Consider the following 11,820-nt stretch of genomic DNA (forward strand, 5'->3'; position numbering starts at 1 on the left):
TGAATATCAAAATTGAAATAGAGGATTTCGGTTGGTACATAGGCCGGGTGACTCGCTCCGCATCCCTGGTCTTGTGCCTGTTGCTCGCGTCGACTTCGTCCCTGGGGGCTGAACCCGCCGCACCCGACGAGGGACGCTCCTGGCATCGGCTGGTGGGCATCCTCCAGTATCTCCAGGCGGACTATCCGGCGGCGGTCGAGTCCCGCTCCGCGTTCGAGTTGGCGGAGCAGACGAGCTTCGCGAACGAGGCCGTGGAGACGGCGCGGGACCTGGGCCCGGCGGGGAGCGCCTTCGTGGCGCGCGTGCAGGCCATCCAGGCGCGCGTGTCGCACGCCCAGGACGCGGAGGGCGTCAGCCGCGACTGCGCCACGCTGGTGGAAGACCTGGTGATGGCGGGAGGACTCGCGCGCAGCCCGCGTCATCCGCCGGACCTGAAGCAAGGCGCCACGCTCTACCAGGCCAACTGCGCCGCGTGCCACGGAGCGGACGGCCGTGCGCAGGTAGCCATCGCGGAGACCATGGAGCCGCGCGCCGCCAGCTTCCACGACGCGGAGCGCATGGACGGCATCACCCCGTACAAGGCCTTCAACACCACCAGCTTCGGAGTGCCCGGCACGGCCATGCCGGCCTACCCCACGCTCTCCGAGGATGAGCGCTGGTCCATGGCCTTCTTCCTCTTCACGCTGCGCCAGCCGCCGTGCGAGGGCACCCCGCCGAGCATCTCGCTGGAGCGCCTGGCCAACTCCACGGACGCGCAGCTCGCGAGGCAGTACGGCGAGAAGAACGTCGCGTGCCTGCGCCGCCACATGCCGGACGCGGACGAGGAGCGCTCGCTCCTGACGGCGCGCCATGGCGTGGGCGAGGCGCTGCGCCTGGGCGCCGCGGGCGACTCGGCCGCCGCGAAGACGGCGCTCCTGGACGCGTACCTCAACGGCCTGGAGCCCGTGGAGCCCAAGCTGCGCGCGAGGGACCCGCAGCTCATCTCGCGCCTGGAGGCGGCGTTCCTCCAGGCCCGCATCTCCGCCGAGCGCGGCAGCCCGAAGCTCCAGGACGACGGCCGTGAGCTGCTGTCGCTCTTGGACCAGGCGCGCAACAGCAGCGGCGACACCGCGAGCATGCTGTCCGTGGTGTGGCTGACGCTGCTCATCCTGCTGCGCGAGGGCTTCGAGGCCACCATCATCGTCACCGCGCTGCTGGCCGCGCTGAAGAAGATGGGCGCCATGGAGCAGGTGCGCGTGGTGCACATCGGCTGGGTGTCCGCGCTGATTGTGGGCGCGCTGGCCTATGTGCTCGGCCGGCACCTGCTCGCGGGCGCGCAGCGCGAGTGGCTGGAGGGCCTGACGGCGCTCGTCGCGGTGGGCATGCTGATGTACGCGGCGCTGTGGCTCAACGCGCGCGCCAACGTGAGCAGCTTCATGGGCGAGCTGCGCCAGCGCATGCAGGGCGCGCTGGGCCGCGGCAGCACCACGGGCCTGTTCATCATCGCCTTCACGTCCGTGCTGCGCGAGAGCTTCGAGACGGCCATCTTCCTCCAGGGCCTCGCGGTGGACTCGGCCACGGGCGTGGCCTGGGGCTCGCTGTTGGGCGTGGTGGTCATCCTGCTGCTCGTCTTCGCCGTGAGCCGCATGGGCTACCGGCTGCCCATGAAGACGCTGTTCAGCGTCTCCACCGTGGTGCTCATGGCGACGGCCGTCATCCTGCTCGGCAAGGGACTGCACGCCATGCAGGAGGTGGGCGTGGTGCCCCTGGCCCCCGTCCGCTTCATCACCGTGGACATGCTGGGCCTGTACCCGGACATGATGTCGCTGCTGCCGCAGCTGCTGCTGGCCCTGGCGCCCGTGCTGTGGGTGTGGTCGCGCCGTCGCCCACGCGGTGAGCGGATGGCGCCCCCGCCGGAGAGTGGCGCGACGCGGGCACCGCCCTTGCAGTAGCGTTTCGCATGGTGACGCCCCCTCGCCTCTTCGCACTGATGTTCCTGCTGCTCGCGCCCGCCCTCGGGTTCGCCCAGCAGACCTCCAGGGCCGCCACCGAAGGCTCCACGAGCACCACCGAGACCGCCGTGGGCTCCCGAGAGGAGCCACTCGGCGGCCCCTCGCGAGTGCTCCCACCTCCGCCCCTGGTGGACGTCCCCGACGAGGGCGCGCCAACCCGGTGGGATGCCCCCGAAGCGCCCCGGACCGAGCGCCCTGACTTCGCTGGCAGCGCCTCGGGGCAGAACCATGCGGTGGCCGCCGCGGCCCTGCCTCCCCACATCGTGACGGACACGCCTCGAGACCCGGTGCCGCGCATCGCCGTGGACATGGTGGGCGGCGCGGCCGGCGGTGTCGTGGGCGTGCTGGGGCTGGGGCTCGCGGGGTACCTGGCCGCCGCGCCCACGGTGGGGTGCAACTCGGATGAGTGCTCCATCCTCGCGGTGATGGCCGGCATCGCGGGTGGATGCATCGGCGTTCCCTTGGGGACCTACCTGGGCGGACAGCTCATGGGGGGACAGGGGCGCCTATGGCCCACCGCGGTGGGCAGCCTGGTGGGCTGGGGAGGCGCCCTCCTGGGACAGGTGACGCTGAACAACGGCGAAGGTGGGGGCACCCCCTCCACCGTCATGGCCGCCGCGCTGCTGGCGCTGCCGGTCATCGGCGCCACGGTGGGCTACGAGCTGTCCCAAGCCCCGGCCCAGCCCCCCCTCCGCCACGACACGGATGTCGCGCCTCGGCAGTCCGTGCGGCTCGTGCCCGTGGCCGGCTATGCCCAGGGCTCGGCCCGTCTGGGGCTCATGGGCAGCTTCTAGGCCCGCCTCCGGGTGCGGGTCCAAGTCTTGCTTTCCGCCCTCCCTGGCGGCCGCGGCTTGGCGGTGCGCCGAGGAGCCGTCGCCATGTTTCCAGTTCGCAACGTTCCGGCAGTGCTGCTGCTGCTGGCTACGGGCCTCGCACTGCCGGCCCGGGCTGCGACAGACGCGCCCCTCCTCACGCCGCCCCCGCTCGTCTCGGCCATCGAGGATCCACCCGCCACGCCGACGCACCGAGAGGACAACACGTCCCCGAGCGCGGGGCTCGAAGGCATCCGGGCGACGCCTCCCGCATCGACCGGGCGGCGCGTGTTCTCGGAGGTGCTGGGCGGCGGCCTCGGCGGTGGCGCGGGCTTGCTGGTGGGCGTGCTGACGTCCTTGGTGCTCGAGCCCAGCTTGCGGCGGTGCAACGGCGACGTGTGCACCACGGACAAGACGCCCATGGTGGGGCTGTCGCTGCTGGGGCTCTCGCTCGGCACGGCGACGGGCGTCTACGTCGCGGGGCACTGGATGGATGGCCGCGGGAGCGCGGTGCCCACCTACGCGGGAGCGCTGATTGGGGGCGCGACGTCCACGGCGCTGTACATCGCGGGCGTGGGCAAGCAGGACGCTGACGCGGGCCGGGTGACGATGCTGCTGTCACTGCCCCTGGCCGCGGCCATCGCCAGCTTCGAGTGGTCCTCCGCGCGCGCCCCGCACGTCATGCCCAGCGTGACGCTGGGACCGGACGGCGGAGCGGTGGGCCTCTCGGGGAGCTTCTAGGCCCCGGTGCGGAACCAAGTGAGGGACTCCTCGCGCACGCGCCCCTCCGCCGCCAGCTTCTCGAGCGTCGCCAGCGCGCTGCGCTCGGCCACCGGGTGCATCAGCGGGTGCGTGTCCGCGTAGGCCGTCGCCACCAGCCGCGACAACGTGGCGCCCTCGGGAGGCAGCGCGTCCAGGATGACCGCCTCGCGCGCGGCGCGATGCTTCAGGTACTCCTGGAGCTTCGCCGGGCCGTCTGGAATGGGCCCGCCGTGCGCCGGGTACAGCGTCGTCACGGGCCAGTCCCGCAGGCGCGCCAGCTGCGTCAGGTAGTCGCCCATGTTGCCCTCGGGCGGGTCGATGACGATGGTGCCCACGCCGGCCACCATGTCCCCCACCACCGCGGCCCGGCTGAGTTCGTCCACCAGGCACACGTGGCCCTGCGCATGTCCCGGCGTGTGCAACACGCGCCAGCGCTGCACCACGTCCCCGGCCAGCTCCAGCACCTCACCGTCTTGCAGCAGCCGCTCCACCGGGAAGTCCAACCGGTCCGCGGTGCGCGCATGCGCCCAGACGGGCACGCCCAGCCGCTCCTTCACCGCGCGCGCGCCGCCCGTGTGGTCGCCGTGGTGGTGGGTGAGCACCACCGCCACGGGCTTCAGGCCCTCCGCCTTGAGCCCCGCGACGAGCGACAGCAGCTTCGCGTACTGCTTCACGTCCGAGGCGCCTGGGTCCACAATCAGCAGCTCGCCGTGCCCCAGCACATACGCGTTGGTGTGCATGGCCGGCGGCAGCGTGGGCGTCTCCAGCGCCACCACGCGCACGCCTCGCTGGAACTCGATGCGCTGGGAGATGAAGCCCGGGCAGTACGCCGGCATGGTGAGCCGCGCGCGCGCATCCGCATCGTCCTTGAAGTCCGCCAGCACCTGGAGCACGTGCACGGTGGGCGGGTGCAGCAGCGCCGAGCCGTCGCGCCAGCGTTGCAGCGCCGCCTCGGGCGCGATCCACGCGCCCTCGGACAGCTCGCCCGGCAGCACCTCCGCGTGGGAGTCCGGCGGCGCCTCCACCAGGTAGAAGTGCGCGTCGAAGCGCACGGGCACCGACGGCGGCGTAATCCACCGGCCCGCGGGGCGGAAGTCCTCCGCGCGCAGCGACAGCCCCTCGCGCTGGAGCACGTCCGCCCACTTCACCTCGTCGGCGAGCAGGGCCCGGCGCAGCTCGGCGCGCCGCGCTTCGGGGAGCGCCTGGGCGCCCTCGGCCACCAGCACGCCGGTCTCCTCGAAGAGCTCTCGCGCCGCGGCCGAACGCAGCGCGGCCTCTTCACCCGTGGCGCCGCGCACGGGCACCCGCGCGTCCGCGGTGTCCAGCTTGCCGCCGGGCAGCGCGTAGAAGCCTCCGGCGAAGCGCAGCGCCTCGCCGCGCTTCACCCAGAACACCTGGGCGCCGTCACCCGCGCGCCGGTAGAGGATGGCCACCGCGGACAGCCGAGGCTCGGCCGCGGTGGGCGACAGGGGGATTCCCATGCCAGGAAGGCGCTCGCTCATGGTTGCACCGTCAGGGTTGCGGGGTCTGGCCGAGGAGCCGGCCCATCATCTCGCGCGCCGCTCCGGCCTGGTCCGGCCGGACATACAGCCGGGTGAGGCGCACGGCGCCACTGTAGCGCTGGTAGAGCGGCGTGTAGCGCGCCACCTCCGTCAGTCGTCCCGTGGACATATCCAGGATGAACAGGCCCGGGTTGCCTCCCGCCGAGCCCACGTACTTGCTGAGCGTCCCCTGGGACTGGACGGTGTAGTGCTCGAAGCCCGAGCTGACCAGCGCGCTTCTCAGCACGTCCAGGTCATAGCCCGTGTCCCGCTCGGTGAACTGCGCCAGCAGCTTGAAGCCCTGGCGCGTGCTGATGCGCTCGGCCCACGGGTTGCGCGAGCGGCGCAGCGTGTACCAGAGCGCCGCGTCGTCGCAGAGCAGGAAGCCGTCCGGGTCGGCGGGAATCTCGAACTCGCCCGGCGACTCCTCGTAGTAGCGCCGCAGCATGTAGTCGAAGTTCACCGACGTGTGGTGCAGGTACACCGACACGAACATGTGGTAGCGGCTGAGCAGGAAGTCCTCGAACGCGAACGCCGCCGCGCGCGACAGCGCCAGCACCGCGCGCCCGTCCTTCACCGCCGGGTTCAGGTTGGAGACAATCCAATCCAGGTCGTACCGGCCATAGTTCACGCCCGTGTAGAACGAGTCGCGAAGCAGGTAGTCCATCCGGTCCGCGTCCAGCTCACCGGACACGATGGCGCGCAACAGCGGGGTCCAGTCCACCCCCTGGTGCGTGAAGCCCGGGTCCTGCGGCGGACGAGCGCCGGTGATGAGCGCCACCACGGCCATGGGGGTGATGCCCACGGGACCGAACTCCCGTTCGATGATGGGCGTCAGCGAGCTGTCGAGGATGAGCTTGGCCGTGAAGTCCTCGTGCGTGGCCTGCTCGCCCTCCGCCACGGGGTCCAGCCAGGACGGCAGGCGCAAGAGGGCACGCCGGGGCGCGATGCGCTCGGACGCGTGCGACAGCGGCATGTGGCCCAGGTCATGGCAGAGCACCGCCAGCCGCACGGCCGTGCAGAAGCGCTCCTTCACGTCCTCGGGGAGCGAGGAGCGCGCCGACACGGACGTGAACACTTTGGAGGCCACCGACATGGCGCCCAGGCAGTGCGCGTGGCGCGTATGGGTGGCCCCCGGGAACGCCAGGTCGCCGAAGCCGAGCTGCCGCACGTAGCGCAGCCGCTGGTAGAAGCGGCTGTCGATGACGGCCTTCTCCGAGTCGCTCACGGTGATGGTGCCGTGGATGGGGTCGCGGATCCGCATGGTTCTCTTCCATACCCCGGGATACCTCCCCAGGAGGTGACCGACCGTACCGCACACCTCGCCCGGAGGTAGCTCTGCCGGACGCCGACCGGCCGGGTGCGTGCGGGCTGTGAACGTCCCGGGGGACGTGCTAACCCTCCGGTCCCAACGAATGCACATCGCCCTGTTGCACAATCGCGACCACGAACTCCTGGAGGATGACCCAGGACGGGAAGCCCGAGAGGACGTGGTCCGGGTCGCCGAGTCGCTGTCCGAGGCTTTGACTCACGCGGACGTCACAGCCGAGCCGCTCGCCATCGAAGGCGACCGCCTGGACTTCGTGGACACCCTGCGCCGCCTCCAGCCAGACCTGGTCGTCAACCTCTGCGAGTCATTGGCCGCGGACAGCCGGGGAGAGATGGCCGTCCCCTGCCTGCTGGACGCGCTCGGCCTGCCCTACACCGGCTCGTCCGCCCTGTCGCTGGGGCTGGCGCTGCACAAGCCCAAGGCGAAGGAGCTCTTGCGCGCGCACGGCGTGTCCACGCCCGCGTCCTGCGTCGTGCGTCGCCTGGAGGACGTGCTGGCGGTGGACCTGCCCTGGCCGCTCATCGTCAAGCCGTCCCGCGAGGACGCCAGCGTGGGCATGGACTTCGACTCGGTGGTGCATGACCGGGCGGCGCTCGCGCGCGCGTGCGAGGCCGTGCTGCGTACCTTCCACCAGCCCGCGCTCGTCGAGCAGTTCATTCCCGGGCGCGAGGTGTACGTGCCCCTGTTGGGCAATCATCCTCGCCAGGCCCTGCCCCTCACCGAGATCCACTTCGGTGACACGTTCCAGGACCGGCCCAACATCGTCTCCTACCGCGCCAAGTGGGAGGCGGACTCGCCCGAGTTCCGAGACTCCCCCACCGGCCCCTGCCAGCTCGACGCAGTGCAGGAAGCCCGGTGCGTGCAGGTCGCGCTGGAAGCATTTGCAGCGCTCGAGTGTCAGGACTATGGACGCGTGGACCTTCGGGTGTCGCCCGAGGGCATCCCCTACGTCATCGACATCAACCCCAACTGCGACCTCCATCCGAGCGCGGGCTTCGCCAAGGCGGCGGCGTCCGCCGGCATGGACTATCCCGCCCTGGCCTCGCGCCTCGTGGAGATCGCTCTCGAAAGGGCCCATGGACATCCGACCCATCGCAGGAAAGGACCGGGAGCCGCTCGCCGCGCTGATCCGGCGAATCGAAACCTTCTCGCCGCTGGAGGTGGAGTGCGCCATCGAGCTGGTTGACCTGGCGCTCACGCCCAGCAACCGCGACTACTCCATCCTCGTCGCCGAGCGCGACGGACAGATCATCGGCTATATCTGCTACGGCCCCACGCCGATGACCGAGGGCACCTTCGACCTGTACTGGATTGCCTCCGCTCCGGAGGTCCGTGGACAGGGCGTGGGCGCCGCGCTGGTGTCTGGCATGGAGGGCGACCTGCGCCGCCACCGCGCGCGCATCATCCGCGTGGAGACGAGCGCCACGGAGGCCTACGGCCCCACCCGTGGCTTCTACGCCGCCATGAAGTACGGCGAGGAGGCGCGCTTCCGCGACTTCTACAAGGTGGGCGACGACCTCATCATCCTGTCCAAGCGCCTGTAGCCCACGCGCCACCCACCATCACCTTCCGGCCCACGCTCGGGAGGAGGGATGCCCCTCGTGAACCGCTCGACTCCGCTCACCCTCCTGTGCCTGGGCACCCTCGCCCTCGGGGCTCCGCTCGTCGCTCGGGCGGCCCCGACGCAGCCTGCCGCCAAGGCCGCGGCGCCCGCGCCCAAGGCTGAAGCCGTCTCGGACGTGCTGAAGGTCCCGCGCCCCAAGGGGGGCGAGTTCTTTGGCCTGTACCTGATGGACAAGAAGGTGGGCTGGCTCTTCACGGACATCTCGGCCCAGCCGGGCGGCAAGGTAAAGAGCGTCAACGAGCTGGTCTTCAAGGCGCAGGTGGGCACCCGCGTCTCCGAGCGCGTGCACCGCGAGGAGCGCGTGTATGAGGCGAAGCCGGGCGGGCGCCTCGTGTCCTTCACCACCACGCAGCGCGGAGACGGTGGCGACCAGGTGCTGCAGGGCACCGTGACGGCGGACGGGATGCGCGTGGTGCGCAAGCGCCCCGGCCTGCCGGACGAATTGCTCAAGGCCCTGCCCGCGCCCAAGGAGACGGTGGAGGACGCGGACCAGGCGCGCGTGGCGCTGCTGCGCGGCGCCAAGGTGGAGGGGCTCGCGCTCGACGGCACCGACCTGGAGAGCTACCGCACCGTCACCACGGTGGAGCCGGCCACGGAGCAGGTGCTGGGCGGTGTGAAGGTGAAGCTCTCCAAGGTCAGCACGCTCTCCGACAAGGAGAAGGTCCCGGTGGTGGAGTTCATCAGCCCCGAGGGGAAGCTGGTGCGCGTGGACTTTGGCCAGACCATGCAGGCGCGCGCCGAGCCCGAGGCCGTCGCCAAGCGGCTGGACCTGGTGGAGGTGTTCGGCCTCACGCGCATCGTGCTGCCGCGCGAGCTGCCGCCCGAGGCGTCCATCGTCCCCGGCAAGGCGACCCTGGTGATGAAGGGCCTGCCAGAGAAGTTCCAGGTGGACACCTACCGCCAGAAGTACAAGCGGCTGCCGGATGGTCAGGTGGAGGTGACGCTGCTCGCCACGCAGCCGGCGAACCAGACGCGCAAGCCGCGTCCCCTCGCGGACCCTGAAGGCGGCGCCAACCTCAAGTCCACGCTCGCGGTGGAGAGCGAGGCGCCGGCCATCCGCGCGCAGGCGCAGGAGCTGGTGGGCACGGAGAAGGACGCGTACACGGCCGCGCGCCTCATCAACACGTGGGTCTACAAGACGCTGCGCAAGGACTACGGCGCCAGCGCGGACCGCGCCACGGACGTGCTGCGCCAGAAGAAGGGCGACTGCACCGAGCACTCGCTGTTGGCCGTGGCCCTGATGCGCGCCGCCGGCATCCCCGCCCGCCGCGTGGATGGCGTCATCTACATGGTGAACGCGGACGGCGTGCCCGCGCTGTACTGGCACGAATGGGTGGAGGCCTACGTGGGCGAGTGGACCCAGCTGGACCCCACCTTCAATCAGTCGGTGGCCGAGGCCACACACTTCGCCGTGGGCCAGGAAGGAAACGCCGAAATCACGCCATTGATTGGCGCGCTGCAGGTCACCGCGGTGAAATGAGTTTCGCGTTTTCCGCTTGGCAACGTGTTGAATCCTGAACTATGGACCCGCCCCCTCTACACAAGAGGGGGTTTTGGGTTTCATGAAGAATTTCAAGAAGGCATGTGTGGTGTTCTCGATGGTGGCGGCCGCCGGTTGCTCCAACGGGAACGAGGGTCGCATCGTCGGCTTCCTGGTGGATGGTCAGACGGGTCAGCGCCTGAACTGGTTCAAGGCGGAGGACTCGAAGAACAACATCGGCAAGGACGAGGACAGCAAGTCCCAGGTCTACGCGGTGGTGGACGGCGAGTTCGTCGCGGCCAAGCCCTGCGGCAAGGGCGACCTGAACAAGAGCAATGCCATCGAGGCGGACGGCTGCTTCCAGATTGACGGCATCCCGCTGGGCCAGTCCGTGCCGGTGTTCGCGCAGGGCGCGGGCTACGAGCGCTTCCACGGCATCGTGGACTACCCCCAGTGGTCGAACGACTACGACCACGACAAGGCGCAGTACGTGGGCAACATCCGCGTGTTCCCCACGGGCTACGCGGTCGACTATCGCTTCCAGGTGAACTACGCCGGTCGCGGCGTCCCGGACACGAAGGTCAACTGCCAGTACCTGCAGAACTTCTCCAACTCGCTGGAGACGTCGGGCTCGCGGTTCATCACCCCGATGTCCACGGGCAGCACGACGCTGAGCGCCACCACGGACGCCAACGGCGTGGCCACGCTCCCGGGCGCGCAGCTCGTCAACGGCGCGACGTACCACTGCGAGGCCGTGATGAACCAGGCGTTCGACGGCCGCGTGCTGTCGGGCGAGACCAACATCGTCGCGGGCGTCTCCGCGGCGGACCAGGCGCTGAGCCTCGGCACGGGCAACGGCACGCCGGACCAGACGCTCTACGCCGTGTCCTCCAACGCGGACTACGCGGACGCGCTGCTGGGCGCCAATGGCAAGCTCGTCATCACCTTCAACCGCCCCATTGAGATCGCCGCCCGCACGGCGGACTGCCAGGTGGCCCTGCTGAGCGAGCCGGACACGGACCGCGACACGCAGACCGGCCGCCTGGTGACGGACGTCACGGGCAACAGCGCCTCGGAGTCTGTCTCCGCGGACGTGTCCGCGGACGGCCTCACGCTGACCCTCGGCTTCAAGGTCGAGCAGCCGCTGGACACGGGCGACCTGGGCACGACGGTGCTCTTCTCGGGCATCCTGGTGCACCCGCGTGGCGCCACGGACGGCGTGCAGACGCGCTACATCGGCGGCCTGGGCCTGTGCCAGCCGTTCGACGTCCCGTACACCAACGCGCAGGTCCTGCGCAGCGTGCGCGCGGGCGTGCAGCCGAGCGCCATCCGCCTGTTCTAAGCCGTACCGTCTGACGTGAAGTCCCTGGGGCGCGTGGGCCAGAAGCAAGGCCCCCGCGCCCCTCGTCTGTCTGGGGTCAGAGTGAGCGCACCTCCCTTGGAAGTCACGGCTGGAGGTCACGGCTTGATAAAGACTCCAATCTTCACCTGCGACTCGCCGCGACCCGGCAATTGGATGGCCAGCATCTCCCGCGCGTTCTCTCGCACTTCCACGCGCTGATCGTCCGAGAGAAACAGGGTGATTCGCATCCCGTGCACCAACGACCTCTCCAGCTTCATCCGGGAGGGTGTCTCACTCGGGTCGCGCTCCTCGGCCTCCACCGGCTCCAGGCGCGCTCGGGAAAGAAACCAAGTCAGCATCAAGTCCGCAGGAGGCGCCTGGCCGGAATGCACGGACCGGAGAATCACCTGCGCCTCCTCTCGCGCATCGTCTTGCGCCTCCTTGCGGTAGATGTTCGAGCCGGAGAACGACCCACCGCCAGCGCGCAGGTAGAGCACCTGGAGCTGCTCCTGAGCGGGCCCACCCTCCTTCGGCGCGGTGAGAACACCGCCCAGCATCACCCGCTGCTTGGAGAGGGTGACAGGCGTGGCCTGGATGAAGCGGTTGAGCGCGGCGCAGTAATCCTTCACCGTCTCCGCGCGGCAATCCAAGGTGCTCTTCACGTCCGCAATCACCTGCGCGGAGGTGTGCCGCGAACTCGGAGGGATGCGACCCGGGCCCGCGTCCGTCGCACAGCCAGACGAAGAGACAAGACAGACGGCTCCCGCGACGACAATGCCATACAGACGAAGTAGCACGGAGAAGGGTCCTCGACCTTTCCTCGCGAGTGGGCGCGGAGACTCGCTTCTCCATTCCCTCTCACGGCGGTGGGTGCGAAAGCGCACGCCTCCGTGCGTAGCATTTCCTGGGCCGAGCCTTGTCCCAGCCCCTGCGCGACT

The 11,820-nt window shown here is 70.1% G+C and carries 10 protein-coding genes; 7 read left to right on the top strand and 3 right to left on the bottom strand.

What is annotated here, in order from left to right; all coding sequences use genetic code 11:
* Nucleotides 1-47: 47 nt before the first annotated feature.
* From JGU66_02165 to JGU66_02175, 3 genes are all read left to right on the top strand, one after another.
* A complete protein-coding gene (locus JGU66_02165) occupies nt 48-1,931 on the top strand; it encodes an FTR1 family protein (protein MBJ6759549.1) in 1,884 nt (627 codons plus the stop codon).
* A gap of 8 nt (nt 1,932-1,939) precedes the next feature.
* Complete coding sequence (locus tag JGU66_02170; GenBank protein MBJ6759550.1) at nt 1,940-2,785, top strand: GlsB/YeaQ/YmgE family stress response membrane protein; 846 nt, start codon at nt 1,940-1,942, stop codon at nt 2,783-2,785.
* An 84-nt stretch (nt 2,786-2,869) separates the two neighbouring features.
* Nucleotides 2,870-3,544 (top strand): hypothetical protein, encoded by a 675-nt coding sequence (locus JGU66_02175; protein MBJ6759551.1) that lies wholly within the window; start codon nt 2,870-2,872, stop codon nt 3,542-3,544.
* Here the strand turns inward: JGU66_02175 and JGU66_02180 are convergent.
* Nucleotides 3,541-5,067, bottom strand: coding sequence for an MBL fold metallo-hydrolase (locus JGU66_02180; protein ID MBJ6759552.1), 1,527 nt, complete (start codon nt 5,065-5,067; stop codon nt 3,541-3,543). The genes JGU66_02175 and JGU66_02180 overlap by 4 nt on opposite strands.
* A 10-nt stretch (nt 5,068-5,077) precedes the next feature.
* Nucleotides 5,078-6,370 (bottom strand): HD domain-containing protein, encoded by a 1,293-nt coding sequence (locus tag JGU66_02185; protein MBJ6759553.1) that lies wholly within the window; start codon nt 6,368-6,370, stop codon nt 5,078-5,080.
* 151 nt (nt 6,371-6,521) lie between these two features.
* Here JGU66_02185 and JGU66_02190 point away from each other — a divergent pair, with 151 nt between their 5' ends.
* From JGU66_02190 to JGU66_02205, 4 genes are all read left to right on the top strand, one after another.
* Nucleotides 6,522-7,622, top strand: a complete 1,101-nt coding sequence (locus tag JGU66_02190) for an ATP-grasp domain-containing protein (protein MBJ6759554.1) — start codon at nt 6,522-6,524, stop codon at nt 7,620-7,622.
* The gene (locus JGU66_02195) at nt 7,513-7,980 is read left to right on the top strand and encodes a GNAT family N-acetyltransferase (protein ID MBJ6759555.1); all 468 of its coding nucleotides are present in this window, start codon (nt 7,513-7,515) and stop codon (nt 7,978-7,980) included. Before JGU66_02190 ends, JGU66_02195 begins: the two co-directional genes overlap by 110 nt.
* A 48-nt stretch (nt 7,981-8,028) precedes the next feature.
* On the top strand, nt 8,029-9,540 hold the full coding sequence (locus JGU66_02200) for a transglutaminase domain-containing protein (GenBank protein ID MBJ6759556.1): 1,512 nt from the start codon (nt 8,029-8,031) through the stop codon (nt 9,538-9,540).
* Between the two features lie 82 nt (nt 9,541-9,622).
* On the top strand, nt 9,623-10,882 hold the full coding sequence (locus JGU66_02205; protein MBJ6759557.1) for a hypothetical protein: 1,260 nt from the start codon (nt 9,623-9,625) through the stop codon (nt 10,880-10,882).
* Between the two features lie 116 nt (nt 10,883-10,998).
* On the opposite strand, the gene JGU66_02210 is transcribed toward JGU66_02205, so the two are convergent.
* Nucleotides 10,999-11,679, bottom strand: coding sequence for a hypothetical protein (locus tag JGU66_02210; protein MBJ6759558.1), 681 nt, complete (start codon nt 11,677-11,679; stop codon nt 10,999-11,001).
* Nucleotides 11,680-11,820: the final 141 nt, after the last annotated feature.

The organism is Myxococcaceae bacterium JPH2 (assembly GCA_016458225.1).
In the GTDB taxonomy this organism is placed as follows: Bacteria; Myxococcota; Myxococcia; order Myxococcales; family Myxococcaceae; genus Citreicoccus.

Coding starts and splice junctions, on each gene's coding strand:
- JGU66_02175 (MBJ6759551.1), top strand. CDS start 2,870: ATGTTTCCAGTTCGCAACGTTCCGGCAGTGCTGCTGCTGCTGGCTACG.
- JGU66_02205 (MBJ6759557.1), top strand. CDS start 9,623: ATGAAGAATTTCAAGAAGGCATGTGTGGTGTTCTCGATGGTGGCGGCC.
- JGU66_02185 (MBJ6759553.1), bottom strand. CDS start 6,370: ATGCGGATCCGCGACCCCATCCACGGCACCATCACCGTGAGCGACTCG.
- JGU66_02170 (MBJ6759550.1), top strand. CDS start 1,940: ATGGTGACGCCCCCTCGCCTCTTCGCACTGATGTTCCTGCTGCTCGCG.
- JGU66_02195 (MBJ6759555.1), top strand. CDS start 7,513: ATGGACATCCGACCCATCGCAGGAAAGGACCGGGAGCCGCTCGCCGCG.
- JGU66_02200 (MBJ6759556.1), top strand. CDS start 8,029: ATGCCCCTCGTGAACCGCTCGACTCCGCTCACCCTCCTGTGCCTGGGC.
- JGU66_02190 (MBJ6759554.1), top strand. CDS start 6,522: ATGCACATCGCCCTGTTGCACAATCGCGACCACGAACTCCTGGAGGAT.
- JGU66_02180 (MBJ6759552.1), bottom strand. CDS start 5,067: ATGAGCGAGCGCCTTCCTGGCATGGGAATCCCCCTGTCGCCCACCGCG.